The following is a 17,122-nucleotide window of genomic DNA, read 5'->3' on the forward strand; positions in this document are numbered from 1 at the left end:
TTAAAAATTATTTATCCTTCAACCTCAAATACATCTTTATTATCTATAAATCCCTTACTAGTTTTTAAAATTATTTTTTCACATATTAAAAGTATCGCTGGTAAAATGAATAATATCATAAGCATACTAATTATAGCTCCTCTAGACATTAGACTACATAACGAACCTATCATTTCTAACTTAGAGACTACACCAACTCCTATGGTTGCTGCAAAGAATGTTAATGCACTTGTAACTATTGATCTACCACAGCTTTTTATTGAAATTTCCATAGCTTTAAATTTATCATTACCTTTATTTAACTCTTCTCTAAATCTTGAAGTAAGAAGAATTGCATAGTCTACAGTAGCTCCTAACTGAATAGTTCCTAAAACTATAGATGCTATAAATGGCTCTACTGTTCCTGTATAATAAGGTATGCCTAAGTTTGCAAATATTGCGGTTTCTATACTTAATACCAGTATTACTGGCAAAGAAATCGATTTGAAAATAATTACTATTATCATAAATATAGCAATTATAGATACTGAACTTACTTTTTTAAAATCAGTATCAGCTATCTTTATTAAATCTTCTGTAAGAGGAGCTTCTCCACCCACTAAAGCATTTTTGTCATATTTATGAACAATTTTATTCATTTCTTCAAGTTGTATTGAACATTCTGGTGATGCAGCCTTATATTCTGAGTTAACCATTATCTGCTCATAACCACTTGATTTTAATTGGCTCATAATATCCTCTGGTAAGATATCTTGGTTTATACCAGGTCCTAGATATTTTTCTATTGCTAAAACCGAGTTTACACCATCAATTTTTTCAAGTTCCTTTATAAGTGCATCTTTTTTGAATGATTCTAAACTTTCATCAACTAAGATAATATCTGTACTATTCATGTTATAATCGTTTTTTAATTTATTAGTTGCTACTATAGAAGGTAAGTCATCTGGTAAGCTTTCATCTAAATTATAATAAACCTCTGCTTTAATATTACCTATAAAAGCTGGGATAAATATAATTATAAATATCACTGCAAATTTTTTATAATGTCTAATTGTAAATTTTGATACTTTCTCAAATGTTGGTAATATACTTTTATGTTTGTATTTATGAATTGACTTATCGAATGTAAGTATAAATGCAGGTAAAATAGTTACAGTGCATATGACCCCTATTAATACACCTTTTGCCATAACTAAACCTATATCTTTTCCTAAGGTTAGATCCATTACACAAAGTGCTAAAAAACCTGCTATTGTTGTTATAGAACTTCCAAATACTGAAGTTGTTGTATTTACAATAGCCTCTGCCATTGCATCTATTTTATTTTCCTTTACTTTTAATTCTTCATCATATCTATGTAGCAAGAAAATCGAATAATCCATTGTTACACCGAGTTGTAATATTGCTGTTAAAGCCTTTGTTATATATGAAATTTCTCCAAATATTATATTTGTACCAAAGTTATATATTATCGCTAATGCTATACTTGCTATAAATATAAATGGTGTTGTATAAGACTCTAAAGTTAATGATAGTACTATTATCGTTAATACTCCTGCTATCAATACATATAACGGAGTTTCTCCATCTGCCACATCCTTTGTATCTTTAACTATCCCTGCCATCCCGCTTAAAAAAGCTTCTCTGCCTACTATTTCTCTTATTTCATCTACAGCATTCATTGTTTCCAAACTAGCTGTACCATCTTTTAACTTTAATACCATCATTGTGGATTTATCCCCACTGTATAAAAAATCAACCATATCTTTCGGCAAAATCTCTTTAGGAACAGACAGATCCATAAAGTCATCTCTCCATAGTACATCCTGTACTCCCTCTACTTTTTCTACCTTTTTCTTTAAATTGGCTACATCCTTATCTTCCATATTTTCCACTATCAACATAGCTATAGAACCACAATCAAAATCTTCTTTTAATATTTTTTCTGCTTTAATTGTTGAACTATCGTCTGGTAAATAACTTAATATATCATAGTTAATATCTGTCTTTATAAATCCCCACACTGATGGAATTAATAAAAATATTGCTATAAATAATATTAATTTCCTATGGCCAGCTATCTTTTTTGCTAACCTATCCATATGTATCCCCCCATTTATTAGGCATGCCTAAATAATTTATAAGTACATTGTAGGGCATGCCTAAATCCATGTCAATTATATTTTTCCTAAATTTAACTATAGAAAAATTTTTAAGTATATAATATTTTTTAGTACTTTAAATGATTATATACGCCGAAAATACAATAAAAAATGACCTAATAATAGGTCATTCTCAGTATATTTTATTTTACTATTAATTATTAATAATTTATGTTAACTTACTCTTTAATGTTATTTTTACAACTTCAGGCTTACAATTTATTCTAATTAAAATCTTAGACCCTCCTAAACCTTTAGACAATACCATTTCAGAACTATCTTTCTCATATTTACCTAAATCATACTCAGGAAAGAATTCTCTATTTGGAGATAAAAGACCTCCTAAAAATGGAAGTCTAATAATCCCTCCATGTACATGACCTGCTAAAACTAAGTCAGCTCCCCAATCTACATATCGGTCAAAGTAAAAAGGAGTATGAGAAAGAAGTATATTATACTCACTCTTGCAAACATTACCTAATTTATCTTTAATAAAATCTTCTTCTAAATCACTTTTTTCATTTTTATTGAACAGATATTTATAATATCTTAAAGGTATAACAATTCCATATAAGTTTATACTTGATTTACCTTTTTTAATTTTTATAGATTCATTATCTAAATTTATGATTTTCTTACTATACAATTGACTAAAATAATTTTCATATTTTTCTTTATACTTTTTAAGTAATGCTTTTTCCTCATGATTTCCAATTATATGATATATTTTATATTTTTTTGATAACTCATCAATTAATTTCAAAGCAACTTCAAAATTACTTTTTCCTCCATCTACTAAGTCACCTGTAATCACGACAATATCAGGATTTAAATCATCTACCACCTTTAATAATTTATAATTATCCTTCCCAAATTCAGCATTATGTAAGTCACTAATTTGTACTATACTAAAATCATCAAATTCCTTTGGTATTTTATGATTTTCAATTATATATTCCACTTTTTCTAAAGATTTCATTTGAGATTTATAAAAAGTATATCCTCCTAATAGAATAGTACTTCCTATTAGTAAATTTCCTATCATTTAATTTAACCTCTTTCTTTAACAGAATGGCCTTAAGCTCTCATTAAAATATTATTCTATACTATACTTAAATTTAATTTTTCATACAATTTAACTAAAGAAAGTGCTGATTTCTTCTATTGTTTTTATATCTTTTATATCTATTTTATTCACTATTTCCATAGTCTCATCTATAATTTTATTTATGCTATCTGAATCTATATTAAGTAATAATAATCTAGTTGTAATAATGCTTTTTATTATTTCTTCTAAAGTTAAATCTATGCTTTTTTCATAATATCTATTCAATAATTCACTTTCACCAGCACATCCTATAGTTACACTTAGATATATATCCCTTTCACTAAAATCATATTCACTTTCTTTCACCTTTTCATCAAATAAATCAATTAATATATCTACATACTCTTTTCTTATAATATCTACCTTTGATGCTTCTATATATATCCTAAATAAAGCATCTGAATTTACTATTATATTTGTATATAAATACTGGCTAACTGCATAACTGACTAAAGTACTACTACCTAAGGTATGGTTATCGATTATATATTTATAGATTTTTTCTAGAAAGCTTTTATATATCTGGAGAAGTATATTTTCTTTCTTTTTAAAATAATAATATAAATGCCCTCTGCCTAAACCTGATTCTTCTGCAATTCTTCTTATTGTTGTTTTGTTGTACCCTTGTGTTATAAATAATTTTGACGATTTAGCTATTATCCTCTTTTTTATATCCCCAATATCTTCTATTTCTGCTAAACTTCTTAAGTCCATAATATCATCCCTTTGATTAAAATTTTATTATTTAATACTTTTATAATACTATAAATTTTTGATATAGGTATTATTTTTTTTATATAAGTATATATATCAAAAAAATAAGAAGCATCTTCAACAAGATACTTCTTATTTTTCTTCGATTAAATTAATCATCTTTTTTTACTTTATGATATAGTTTTTCTTTTTTTGTTTTATTAGTGCCACTATTTCTTGCCCCTATTTTCTCGCCATCTTTAACGCCAATTTCTGAACCATGTTCAAAATACATTTTTCTTAGTTCTGCGTTAGACTTTGGTCTATCCTTCATTCTATTTTTATTATTGTCCATAAATGCCTCCTGAAACTTTTGAATGATCCTGACAAGCTTAATTTATCCATTTAGGGTATTTTATATTCTTCTATTCTCTTCTTTGTTCGCAGATAGTATCTAAATATGTTTATATAAAATATACTAAACTCTATTACCAAAACTATACTTAATATTGAAATCGATAATGAATCAATTCTTTTATTTATAAAATTACTTATATCTGTCATTATTATATATAACTCTATAAAAATAAGTGGAAGATATAATAATGAATGTATTATTAAAACATTTTTAGCTTGCTTTTTAATTTCTTCTACATCTGAATACATTTTAGGAATTTTATCCTCATATTCTTTTCCCCACACAGACCATTTAAATATATTTCCAAAAGAATTATATAGTAATTTCCATCCATCTTGTTTATAAATTTCATAATACATATTATCAGTTTTGTTTTTGTAATCTGCTATATATTTTACTTTACGTGGACTTCCTTTTTTAAAATAAAATGTTGATCCAATCTTACTAATTTTATGTAAATTATAACCTTTAAGCTCCATATTTTCTAGCCAATCCATTGTCTTATCTGGAGAATAAATCCAACCTAATCTTGTTTTGTAAATAACTTCTGAATCATTTTCTAAATTAAAATCATTCATTATTTCTTCATATTCACTTTTGCTATCTTTTTCTCTTAATAATTCTTTATTTAATTTATTAATCTTATAGTATAAGTATAAGTTCATCGTTAAAATTAAGAAAAATACAATTTGTGCAGTACTAAAAGAGAAACTTTCTTTTATATCAATACTACCTAATGCTCCTAGTAAAAATGTACTCGGCATAATTATTGATATAGTACCTAGATAAAAACAGCAATATAACCCAAAAGCACCCAGCATTATTTTTATATTCTTATTTCTTCTCAATAAGTTTTCTCTAGATGGATTTATACTAGCTTGATTTTCGTTACATAAAAATATCCATCTACCCTTATTAACTACTGTATTCCATCCATTATATTTCAAAGTATTTGAAATATTTTTATTTCCTTTTTCTAAATAATCTATCTTATATATTAATTTTTTCGAAGTGGCTTTTTTAAATATAAATTCTCTCGTTAATGTATTAATATCCTCTAATACATAACCTTCTTCAGACATTTCCCCTAACCATGTTTCAATTTTTATAATATTAAAGCTCCAAAAAAGCTTAGTCACCCTTTTCATAAAATTCCCCCTCTAATTTAATAGCATTATTGTATAACTCTTTTATTCTATTTATCTCACTTTTCATTAACACTTTACCTAAATCAGTTATTTCATAAATAGTCTTTCTATTCTCATCAGCATATATAGTTATAATACCTGCTTTTTTCATTTTATTTATAGTCCCATACACAGTCCCTGAACCTAATCTTATTCTTCCATTAGTCATTTCCTCAACATGTTGAATTATACCGTATCCATGCCTAGGTTCACTCAATGAAAGTAAAATGTAGTATGCCGTTTCACTCATAGGCATAAAAGCCTTAAGTATCTTTTCTAAACTCATATTTTCACCTCCAATAAAACCTTACTAATATATGTCACGTTGTGATATATCATAATAAAACTATATCATATCGTGACATAATTTACAAAAAAAGAATGCCTAAATTAACCTAGACATTCTTTTTTATCAATATTATTTATGAAGTTTACTATAAACTCCACCTTTACTTATTAATTCATCATGAGTACCCCTTTCAGCTATTCCACTATCTGTTAGAACTACTATTTCATCTGCATTTCTTATAGTCGATAACCTATGAGCTACTACTAAGTTTGTTCTATCCTTACTTAACTCCTCTAAGGATGCCTGAATTTCTCTTTCCGTAACATTATCAAGTGCTGAAGTAGCTTCATCAAGTATGATTATTGGAGGATTCTTTAAGAATATTCTAGATATAGAAATTCTTTGCTTTTGACCTCCAGATAATTTAACTCCTCTTTCTCCTATATAAGTATCATATCCTTCTGGTAAACTTTCAATAAATTCGTGTATTCTAGCTTTCTTAGCTGCTTCAATAATTTCCTTATCACTAGCATCAGGCTTTGCACAAATAATATTATCTTTTATAGTTCCTGTAAATAAAAAGACATCTTGCTGAACTACTCCAATATTCTTTCTTAAAGATTTTAAACTTACATCTTTAACACTTATTCCATCTATTTTTATATCACCTTGTTCAAATTCATAAAATCTTGGTATTAAACTACACAATGTAGTTTTCCCTCCACCTGATGGCCCAACTAAAGCTACAGTTTTTCCAGCTTCTATATTTAAATTTAAACCTTTTAATACTTCTTTTTTATCTTCATAAGTAAAAGATATATTTTCAATATTTATATTTCCTTTTACATCTTTTAATTCTATAGGATTTTCAACTTCTTTTTCTGTATCTTCATTAACTATTTCCATAAATCTTTCAAATCCTGTCATACCACTTTGATATTGTTCAGTAAAATTAATAAGTTTTTTAATAGGCTCAATGAACATTTTTACATATAATAAGTATGCTGTAAAATCTCCAAGAGTTATCTTACCTATATAAGCAAAATATCCTCCAGCTATCAGGGCTATGAGCTCTAGTATATCCATAAATAAATTCATTCCTGAGAAATAATCAGCCATAACCTTATATGCTGATTCTCTAGCAACTTTAAATACATTATTACTACTATTAAATTTCTTTAATTCTTCATACTCATTACAAAAAGATTTGGTAACTTTCATACCAGCTATACTATTTTCTAAAGTAGCATTAACATCCCCAGTCTTTACTCTTGTTTCCATAAATGCTTTATTCATTCTTTTTCTTTGTGCAATCGCAAACCATATTAACAATGGTAGTATTGCAAATATAATAAGTGTTAAAGAAACATTTATATTTAAAAGTATAAAGAAAGAACCTATAAGCATCACTCCAGATATAAATAAGTCCTCTGGTCCATGATGAGCAAGTTCTGATACTTCCATTAAATCATTAATTATTCTAGACATTGTAACACCAGTCTTATTATTGTCAAAATAAGAATTAGGTAGCTTTTGTAAATGAGTAAACACATAACTTCTCATATCCCCCTGCATTCTAACTCCAACAACATGCCCCCAATATTGCATAAAATGATTTAATATTGCTTTGAAAATAAATATAACAACAAGTGTTATACCAAATATCATTAACATTCTTAAATCTTTATTAGGCACAACATCATTCATAATATCCCTAGTTATCATAGGATATACTAGGTTACACGCCGAAAATAAAAAAGCTGCTAAAAGATCTAAGAAAAAAAGTTTCTTGTACGGTGCATAGTATTTTATAAAATCTTTTATCATACTAACTCCTCCTATCTATGATTATATTTTTTGTTATAAAATTAGTATATCATATACTTATTACCCAACTAAAAGAAAGCTACACAATATAAAAGAGATGATCCATAATAAAAATCATCTCTTTTAATTGCATATTTATATATTTAACATCATATATATCAATTTTTTCATTAATTCTATTCTGTTTTTTATATTTATTTACTTTATTATTTTATTGCATTAGCTATATCATCTATCATTATATTTATAGAATTAAGTCCACCATCATTTATATACCAAGTATAAGCATCTAAATATATTATTTTTCCATTTTTATATGCATCCATAGACTTAACTATATCGTTATTTAATACAGACTCAGCAGTAGATTCTCCACCTGTAGCAGCACCTCTATCTAATACTATTAAATACTCTGGATTTTGTTCAGCTAAATATTCAAATGTAACTGTTTGACCATGAGTTGAATCATCTATTGTTTTATCTGCACTTATAAATCCAAGGCCTTGGTTTAATAATGCAAATCTTGATTTATCACTATAAACACTTAAGTTGCCTTCATTTACCATAACTGTTAAAGCTTCTTTACCATCAACTAACTTTTTAACTTCATTTAATCTATCTTCTACTTTTGTTAATTCTTCCGAAGCTTTTTCTTCTACTTCAAATAGTTCAGCTATAGTATTTACATTTTCTTTTACACTACCTACATAGTCAGCGTTATCTTTTGATACTGATATTGTTGGTGCTATTTCATTTAATTGGTCATAGTAATCAGCCTGTCTTCCTCCTATTATTATTAAATCTGGATCTGCTGACTTTATAGCTTCTAAATCTACCTCTTTAACTGTACCAACTTTTTTATATTTATCTGATTCATATTTTGATAGATTTTCTGGATATGTAGATGTTGGAACACCAACTACATTATCTATTCCTAAAGCCTCCATTGTATCTAGAGTTGGTATATCAAATACTACTACTCTCTCAGGATTTTTTTCTACTTTTGTTTCTCCTAAATTATGTGTTATTGTCATTGTACTCTCTGCTGCTACATTATTTTCCGGTGTAACACCCTTTTTGCTACTTAATGCAAATGATCCTACTAATCCTACTATTGCAACTCCTGCAATTATTGCTGCCTTTTTATTCATAATATCTCCCTCTCCTTTTATAAGATTTTCTTTTATATTTTTATATTGATTTTCTTTCTAAATCAATATTTAAAATCATTATCAATTAATTTTCTTTTTATAGGACAATCTAAAGTAGATTGTCCTATAAAATTTAGAAATAAACACATATTTTATTTCCATTTATCTCTTTTATATCAAAATTCATTTCATATATATCTTCAAGAACTTCTTTTTGAACTATTTCATTAGTTGTTCCTACTTTCTCTATCTTACCATTTTTCAGAGCAACTATATTATCAGAATAACAAGATGCAAAGTTTATATCATGCATAACTAATACAATTGTCTTACCTAAATCATCACAAAGATTTCTAAGAACCTTCATCATCTGAACTGAATGAGACATATCTAAATTATTTAAAGGTTCGTCAAGCAATATGTATTCCGTATTTTGAGCTATAACCATAGCTATATAAGCTCTTTGTCTTTGACCTCCACTTAATTCATCTAAGTATTTATCTTGTATATCTGTTAATTTCATATATTCTATAGCTTCATTAATATATTTTTCATCTTCTGAGTTTAAATTACCTTCACTGTGTGGGAATCGTCCAAATCCAACTAATTCTCTAATTGTAAGCTTTAAGCTTATATTATTTGATTGTTTAAGTATTGCTATTTTTTTTGCTAAGTCCTTAGTATGATAATCACTTAGATTCTTACCTTCAATAACTACATCTCCACCATCTCCAGATATAAGTCTAGTAACTATTCCTAAAACTGTACTTTTACCAGCTCCATTAGGACCTATAAATGAAGTTATTTTACCTTTTTCTATATTGAAAGAAACATTGTCTACAACATTTCTGTCTTTATACTTTTTAAAAATATTCTTTATTTCTATCATCTATTTGCTCTCCTTTAATAAAAGCTGTATAAAGTAAATACCACCTATAAAGTTTATTATTACACTTAAAGTTGTATTAAAACTAAATATATGTTGTACAAAGAATTGACCACCTACAAGAGTTATCAAGCTTATTAAAGTTGCTCCTGTAATTAAATACTTATGCTTATATGTCTTAAGACCTTCCCTTGCAACGTTAGCTACTATTAATCCTAAGAATGTCATTGGTCCTATAAGTGCTGTAGATATTGATACTAATACTGAAATCACTATTATCATTTTTTTAACTAATTTATCGTAGTCAACACCTAAGTTTATTGCTTGTTCTCTACCTAGAGATAATACATCCAAATACTTTATATCATCATATATAAAAGGTATCATAGCAATAATAATTACCATAGATATCATAAGTACATCTGTGTTAATATTATTTAAACTAGCTATCATGCTACTTTGCAAAGCTAAAAACTCATTTGGATCAATTACCATTTGCATAAATGATGATCCACTTTTAAATAATGTTCCAAATATCATTCCTACTAATAGTAAGAAGAATATATCATTTTTTCCTTTTTCAAATAATACTTTGTATAAAAGTATTGATGCACCAACCATTATACCTACATTTATTATAAAGTTATAACTTGCATTAACTATAAATATACTTGTTGATCCAAATACAAATACTATAACAGTTTGTACTAAAACATATAGTGAATCTAAACCTAATACACTAGGTGTTAGTATTTGATTATTTGTTATAGTTTGGAAGACTACTGTTGTAAATGCTATACAACCTCCACCTAAAATCATAGCTAAAATTTTAGGTATTCTTTGAGATATAGCATAATCAAAATGTTTCATGTCTATTCCATAGAATAAAAACAGTGTTGTAAATATTAATACTAAAGCTCCCATTATGTATAAGTTTTTATTTAAATCCATATTAAATCTATTAATTTTATTTTTGTTTACTTTTTTATTTATACTATTAAGCTGCACTTACATTCCTCCTTAATAAAAGGTAAAGGAATATTATACTTCCCATAACACCTACTGTTAATCCTATTGTTATTTCATACGGATATATAACTAATCTTCCAAATATATCACATGCTAAAACAAAAACTGCACCAAATAATCCTGTATGCCATATATTTTCCTTTATATTATCTCCTCTATATAATGACACTATATTAGGAACTATAAGACCTATATATGGTATACTTCCTGCTGTTACAACTACACATACAGTTACTAATGCAACTATTACTAATCCTAAATTTACTACTTTTTTATAGTTAAGGCCTAAGTTTGTAGCAAAATCCTCTCCCATACCAGCAATAGTAAATCTATTAGCATAGATATAAGCTATTATTATCATTGGTATTGTTATATAAAGTATTTCATAGTTACCTTTTAATATCATTGAGAAATCTCCTTGCATCCATGCACCTACATTTTGTGTAAGATTATGTTTGTAAGCTATAAAATCTGTAATAGAACCTATTATATTTCCAAACATAATACCTACTAATGGAACAAAAATTACATTTTTAAATTGAATCTTTCCAAGTATTTTCATAAACATAAATGTTCCTATTAGCGAGAATATAAATGCCACAACTGTCTTAGAGAACATTGATGCCTTTGGCATAAACAACATACATATTACTATACCCAATTGTGCTGCATCTATTGTAGCTCCTGTTGTTGGAGATACAAATTTATTTTTACTTATCTGTTGCATTATAAGACCTGCTATACTCATTCCCATACCTGCAACTAGTATACTAATTAATCTAGGTATCCTACTTATCATAAATACCATAAGTTTATCCTGGTCTTTAGTAAATATATCTATTAATGTTATATCTTTGGCCCCTAAAAATAAGGATATATAAGATAAAGCAATCAATACTAAAATTAAATATCTTTTTTTCATTCTTTTCTCCCCAAGTAATAGTTATATTATTGAATATCACACTTATATTATATTGATAATTATTATCAATATACTTATGCAATAATATTATCAATAATAATTCTCATTGTCAATACTTTTTAAACTTTTTAACTATATTTTTATTTTTATAATATTTTTAGATTTTCATAATCAAATTTATCTCTTTTTTTATATACCAAAATTTACATCAATTAATCATACTTTTCAAATAAAAATAGTATTCAAAGTGAAATATATCTATTAACTATATATTTACCTTAAATACTATCCTACCTATTGTTTTTATTTAATAATAAAATCTAATCTATCTTCATTTATAAGTAATATATCATTATCTATACATTCTTCTATAAAGTTTGATATATTTATATATTCATCTAAATTAAATTTAACTATATCCATTTGATAATTCAAATCACTTATAATACCTATTAAGTCTTCTTTATCTGAAATTATCTCATTATATTTATCTGATCTAATTATTTCTAACTTTTTAAATTTATACTTTTTATATCCTTCGATTATAATTAGGTCCATATCATTATATAACTTAATGATATCTTTTAAATTTCTTTCTTCCCTTCTCTCTTCAATAAAACTAACTCTATTTTTAGAAACTACACAAACCTTACTTGCTCCTGCTTTTCTATGCTTATAGCTATCCTTACCTTCTTGGTCTATATCAATGTCATGGCAAGTGTGTTTTATAGTTCCAATCTTATATCCTCTGTCAGTTAGTATTTTTACTATATTTTCAATTAATGTAGTCTTACCTACACTAGAGTAAGAAGTTACAGATAATATATTGTACATTAATAATCCCCTCTAAAATTAATTTTCTTATATGATAACAACTTCGACTAATTGATCATCTTCTAAAATACTTCCTTTTTTTACTTTAATCATGCAATTACTATTTAATGTTGCCCATAGCCTTGCTTTAGCATCTTTTTTGTCTGTCATCTCTACATATAACTTTGCATCTTCTGTATATAATCTTCCATTTAAATATCTATCTATTTTTGCTTTCTTATTAAAATTTCCTTTAAATATTGCTTTTATTGTATTGTAACTATCCTTATGACTCATGTATTCAATCACTGGTACTAATATATTTTCATATACTACTCCTGATGCATGAGGACTACCAGAAAGTCCAAATAGTAGCTTTTCATCTAGTACCGAAGCACAGCAGGCTCCACCTGGCTTAGCCTTTACTTTCCAAAATAACTCTTTTCCACCTAGATTTTTAAAAGCTTTCGGTACTAAATCTTTATCTCCTACGGACACTCCTCCTGTAGTTATTAATATATCTACATTTTTTAAAATATTTTTTATTTTACTTTCTAATTCTTCTATTTCATCTTCAACCTTGTCAATTATGACAGGCTCTATATTTCTTTTTAAAAGTCTTGAATGAAGTATATATCTATTGCTATCAAAGATTTTCCCATCTTCTAATATCTCATCTAATTCCTGTATTTCTGTTCCTGTATTTAAAATTCCAATTTTTAAATTATCATATACACTTATTTCTTTAATACCCAAGCTAGCTAAAATTCCTATAGATTCATAGGATATAATATCGCCCTTTCTTATTATTAATTGATTTTTAGGTATATCTTCTCCTTTAAAAATATAATTATCATACATTTTTAAATTTTTATTGACTATTATTTTGTTTTCATTAATTACACTAACATCTTCTTTTTTTATTACACAGTTTGCTCCATTAGGAATCTTAGCACCTGTCATTATTTTTACAGATTCATTTCTATGTAAAACGCCTTTAAAGATCTCTCCTGCATAAATTTCCCCTACTACAGTTAGCTCATTTCTATTGATATTAGCATCATAGGCATAACCATCATAAGGCGATCTATCAAATGGAGGATTATCAATAGGTGAATATATATCTTGAGCACTTACCATATTTATTGAATTTATTATATCTATTGTCTTTGTGTCTTCTTTAGGCTTTAGATTAGACTTAATAACTTTAATAGCATCTTTTACTTCAATCATAATCTCACGTCCCCTACATAATCATATTTTTAATCAATACAAAAAAGATTATAGCTAATCTCTTTTATGATCGCCATAATCTTTTGTTAATTTAATAAATAGTCTTTAGCTATATCTAAAAGTACACTACTATTTATAATTTTTATATCATTAATTTTATTGTTATTGATAAATACAGTTAATACACTATTACTATTTTTTTTATTACTTTCACTATCTCTAAGCATATAAACTTCTATTGATTTAGATTTGCTGACCATATCATAAGCAGCTAAATTAGGATCAATACAGTTTAGCTTATTATATATATCATCTGTTGATTTACCTTTATATGTATCTAGCTTCATACTCTCTATATCTTGTAAATCTAACTTTGCATCATCACTATATTTGTCAATTATTAAAGCTACATTATCATCTTCTAGCTCTTCTTCATTATAACTACTGAATTCATAAGTTTGAACTTCAATTACTTTATTTTTATCCAACTCTATATACAAGGCACTACCTTCTAATTCATTATCCGCAGTATACTTAGGATATACTAATCCTACATTTACAGTGTGATTAAGTTCATCTATTGTTTTTGTATTGTTTATCTGATCTTTTTCTATCCAATAAGTTGTACTATAAGGAGTTCCCATATTTTTTAAAACATATTCATAGTCTTTACTCATTATCTCATTAACATCATTTTGAACTTTAGTCATAGTTTGTTGTTGTTTTGCTTTATCTGATACTACTTCTTTTCTATTTATGGTACTACAACCAGTAATAAATATACTTAGAGTAATAAAACTTACTAATAACTTTTTTAATTTCATATAATAGCCCTCCTTCATAACTTTTTATATAAAATTTATCCTTACTTATCAATTATATAACATTTACCTCACTTTAATAATATTTATTGTCAATCTGTAATATTTTTGTAACAAGATGCACTTTTATATTATTTTTAGTAGATTATTTGTTTTTACCTTATGTTATAATATATTCATATATAAAGTAAGGAGGTTTTCATATGGATTTTAAGCAACTTGAAGTGTTTGTGTCAGTTGTAAAACACGAAAGTTTCTCAAAAGCTGCTAGAGAATTATTTTTAACGCAGCCTACTGTCAGCTCCCATATTCAAAATTTAGAAAAAGAATTAAACACAGTTCTTTTAAATAGAAATAATAAAACTATTAAACTTACTCCTTCTGGTGAAATCCTTTATAAACATGCTATTTATATTCTTAATAACTGTAAGAAAGCAATTTTTGATATAAAAGAATATTCCGGAAAAATAGAGGGAATTATTGATATAGCTTGTAGTTCTATACCTGAAACCTATATATTACCTGAATTTTTAAAATCATTTTGTTCTAATTTTCCTGATGTAAGATTTAGTATCAATCACTATGATTCTCAATTTGCTATATCTGAAATATTAAATGAAAGAGTTAGTTTTGGATTTGTAGGTGTCAAGCCTAGTAACAATCAAATTAAACATCTACAAATAGCTAGTGACGAACTTGTATTAATTACATCTACTGATAATAATATAAAAAATGAAAATGGATATATCGATATAAATGAATTATCTAAACTTAATCTTATTATGAGAAAAGAAGGTTCTGGAACTAGAAGATTAATTTTAGATACATTAAATAAAAATAAATTTTCTATTAGTAACTTAAATATAGTTGCTCATGTTGAGTCTAATGAATCTATTAAGGAAATGGTTAGATTCGGTTTAGGTGTATCATTTATATCTTATATGTCTGCAGTTGATTATATTGATGATAATAAGGTTAAATTCTATAGAGTAAAAAATGTAGATTTTAATAGGAATTTTTACTTTATATATTCTAAGCAAAAAGTGCTTACACCTCTTGAGGATAGATTTATAATTGAGTTACGCAATTATTTTAATTTACAAAAATAAAAGCTATTAAAAGATTTATTATACTTAACTTAAATCTTTTAATAGCTTTTTTATTATAGTTTTATTTGATTAAAAAATGCTCTATAACCTTTATACATTTCATATAAATCAACTTTTGAAATTACCTCATATGGTGCATGCATGCTAAGAACTCCTACTCCACAATCTACTACCTCTGCTCCGTAGTTTGCTAACATATAAGCAATTGTTCCTCCTCCGCCTTGGTCAACCTTACCAAGTTCACCTGTTTGCCATACTACATTTTCATTATTAAATACATTTCTTACTTCTGCTAAGAATTCTGCATTAGCATCATTACATCCACTTTTACCTCTCGCACCAGTATACTTAATTAATACTACACCACTACCCATATATGCAGAGTTTCTTTTATCATATGCACTAGAAAAATTAGGATCATATCCAGCAGAAACATCTGCTGATAATACTTTAGATTTAGAAAGAGCTCTTTTTATTTTTAAATCGGAATAACTTCCTTCTAGTTCTATAAGTTCTGCAACTATATTTTCAAAGAATCTAGACTGCATACCTGTATTTCCATTTGAACCTACTTCTTCCTTATCTGCACATAAAGTAACTAATGTATAGTCTGACTCTTCTATATCAAAAATAGATGTTATTGCTGCATATGTACAAACCTTATCATCATGTCCATAAGCAAGTACCATAGATTTATCAAGACCCAAATCTCTAGGCTTTCCTGCAGGAACAACTTGGAGTTCAGCACTTAAAAAGTCTTCTTCTACCATGTTGTATTTTTCATTTAATATATTTAATACATTGTAAACTATACCATCTTTTTCTTCAGTTGGGATACTTCCTATTAATAAGTTTAAATCTTCACCTTTTATAGCCTCAGAGATTTTCTTTTGATTTTGATCTGACGCTAAGTGTGGAAGAATGTCAGTTATACAAAATACAGGATCAGTTTCATCTTCTCCTATACAAATATCTATCTTTCTGCCATCTTTTAAGATTACTACACCACTTAAAGCTAGAGGAAGTGATAACCATTGGTATTTTTTTATTCCACCATAGTAATGAGTTTTAAATAAGCCTAAATTTGCTTCTTCATATAAAGGGTTTGCTTTTAAATCAAGTCTCGGTGAATCTATATGACTACCTATTATTCTCATACCATTTTCAATAGTATTTTTACCTATTAAAAATAAACATACACCTTTATCTTTATTGTTAGCATATATTTTGTCCCCAGCTTTTATACTTCCCTTAGATATGGCTTCTTCTAAAGATATATATCCATTTTCTTTTGCTTGTTTTATGATTTCTTTTGCACAGCTTCTTTCTGTTTTTGACTTAAATAAAAAATCCATATATCCTTTTGAGTAGTTCATAACCTCTTTTACTGAGTTATTATCCATATGAATTTTCCATGCATTTTTTGCTTCATATTTTATCTCCATTTTACCCCTCCTGAGTTATTATATTTTTA

At 26.6% G+C, this 17,122-nt stretch carries 16 protein-coding genes; 1 reads left to right on the top strand and 15 read right to left on the bottom strand.

The features are described 5' to 3' along the window. Window positions 1-11: 11 nt before the first annotated feature. From H8923_RS03015 to H8923_RS03080, 14 genes are all read right to left on the bottom strand, one after another. A complete protein-coding gene (locus H8923_RS03015) occupies window positions 12-2,102 on the bottom strand; it encodes an efflux RND transporter permease subunit (RefSeq protein WP_153925776.1) in 2,091 nt (696 codons plus the stop codon). Window positions 2,103-2,331: 229 nt separating this feature from the next. Beyond that, window positions 2,332-3,207, bottom strand: a complete 876-nt coding sequence (locus tag H8923_RS03020; protein WP_153925777.1) for a metallophosphoesterase — start codon at window positions 3,205-3,207, stop codon at window positions 2,332-2,334. A 90-nt stretch (window positions 3,208-3,297) separates the two neighbouring features. After that, the gene (locus tag H8923_RS03025; protein WP_153925779.1) at window positions 3,298-3,984 is read right to left on the bottom strand and encodes a TetR/AcrR family transcriptional regulator; all 687 of its coding nucleotides are present in this window, start codon (window positions 3,982-3,984) and stop codon (window positions 3,298-3,300) included. Between the two features lie 151 nt (window positions 3,985-4,135). Then, window positions 4,136-4,318 (bottom strand): hypothetical protein, encoded by a 183-nt coding sequence (locus H8923_RS03030; RefSeq protein ID WP_153925781.1) that lies wholly within the window; start codon window positions 4,316-4,318, stop codon window positions 4,136-4,138. Window positions 4,319-4,368: 50 nt separating this feature from the next. Then, entirely contained in the window at window positions 4,369-5,529 is a 1,161-nt protein-coding gene (locus H8923_RS03035) for a DUF2812 domain-containing protein (RefSeq protein WP_153925783.1), read from the bottom strand. Continuing rightward, a complete protein-coding gene (locus H8923_RS03040; protein ID WP_153925785.1) occupies window positions 5,513-5,854 on the bottom strand; it encodes a PadR family transcriptional regulator in 342 nt (113 codons plus the stop codon). The genes H8923_RS03035 and H8923_RS03040 overlap by 17 nt, the downstream gene beginning before the upstream one ends. 132 nt (window positions 5,855-5,986) lie before the next feature. Beyond that, complete coding sequence (locus tag H8923_RS03045; RefSeq protein ID WP_153925787.1) at window positions 5,987-7,684, bottom strand: ABC transporter ATP-binding protein; 1,698 nt, start codon at window positions 7,682-7,684, stop codon at window positions 5,987-5,989. Between the two features lie 206 nt (window positions 7,685-7,890). Continuing rightward, entirely contained in the window at window positions 7,891-8,835 is a 945-nt protein-coding gene (locus H8923_RS03050; RefSeq protein ID WP_153925789.1) for a siderophore ABC transporter substrate-binding protein, read from the bottom strand. Between the two features lie 133 nt (window positions 8,836-8,968). Continuing rightward, window positions 8,969-9,724, bottom strand: a complete 756-nt coding sequence (locus H8923_RS03055) for an iron ABC transporter ATP-binding protein (RefSeq protein ID WP_153925791.1) — start codon at window positions 9,722-9,724, stop codon at window positions 8,969-8,971. Further along, window positions 9,725-10,729, bottom strand: a complete 1,005-nt coding sequence (locus H8923_RS03060; RefSeq protein ID WP_330596606.1) for an iron chelate uptake ABC transporter family permease subunit — start codon at window positions 10,727-10,729, stop codon at window positions 9,725-9,727. Beyond that, window positions 10,719-11,672 (bottom strand): ABC transporter permease, encoded by a 954-nt coding sequence (locus H8923_RS03065; RefSeq protein WP_153925793.1) that lies wholly within the window; start codon window positions 11,670-11,672, stop codon window positions 10,719-10,721. Before H8923_RS03065 ends, H8923_RS03060 begins: the two co-directional genes overlap by 11 nt. A 303-nt stretch (window positions 11,673-11,975) precedes the next feature. After that, window positions 11,976-12,506, bottom strand: a complete 531-nt coding sequence (gene mobB, locus H8923_RS03070; protein WP_153925795.1) for a molybdopterin-guanine dinucleotide biosynthesis protein B — start codon at window positions 12,504-12,506, stop codon at window positions 11,976-11,978. Window positions 12,507-12,533: 27 nt separating this feature from the next. Continuing rightward, the gene (locus H8923_RS03075) at window positions 12,534-13,718 is read right to left on the bottom strand and encodes a molybdopterin molybdotransferase MoeA (protein ID WP_153925797.1); all 1,185 of its coding nucleotides are present in this window, start codon (window positions 13,716-13,718) and stop codon (window positions 12,534-12,536) included. A gap of 86 nt (window positions 13,719-13,804) precedes the next feature. Continuing rightward, window positions 13,805-14,542 carry a hypothetical protein gene (locus tag H8923_RS03080; protein WP_153925799.1) on the bottom strand — a complete coding sequence of 246 codons (738 nt, stop codon included), beginning with the start codon at window positions 14,540-14,542 and terminating at the stop codon, window positions 13,805-13,807. A gap of 200 nt (window positions 14,543-14,742) precedes the next feature. On the opposite strand from H8923_RS03080, the gene H8923_RS03085 reads away from it, so the two are divergent. Continuing rightward, a complete protein-coding gene (locus H8923_RS03085; protein WP_153925801.1) occupies window positions 14,743-15,648 on the top strand; it encodes a selenium metabolism-associated LysR family transcriptional regulator in 906 nt (301 codons plus the stop codon). Between the two features lie 53 nt (window positions 15,649-15,701). Here H8923_RS03085 and H8923_RS03090 read toward each other — a convergent pair whose 3' ends face one another. Further along, window positions 15,702-17,093, bottom strand: a complete 1,392-nt coding sequence (locus tag H8923_RS03090; RefSeq protein ID WP_153925803.1) for an aminopeptidase — start codon at window positions 17,091-17,093, stop codon at window positions 15,702-15,704. Between the last annotated feature and the right edge of the window lie 29 nt (window positions 17,094-17,122).

Origin of the sequence: Romboutsia faecis (assembly GCF_014323405.1) — a bacterium.
Classification (GTDB): Bacteria; Bacillota; Clostridia; order Peptostreptococcales; family Peptostreptococcaceae; genus Romboutsia_E; species Romboutsia_E faecis.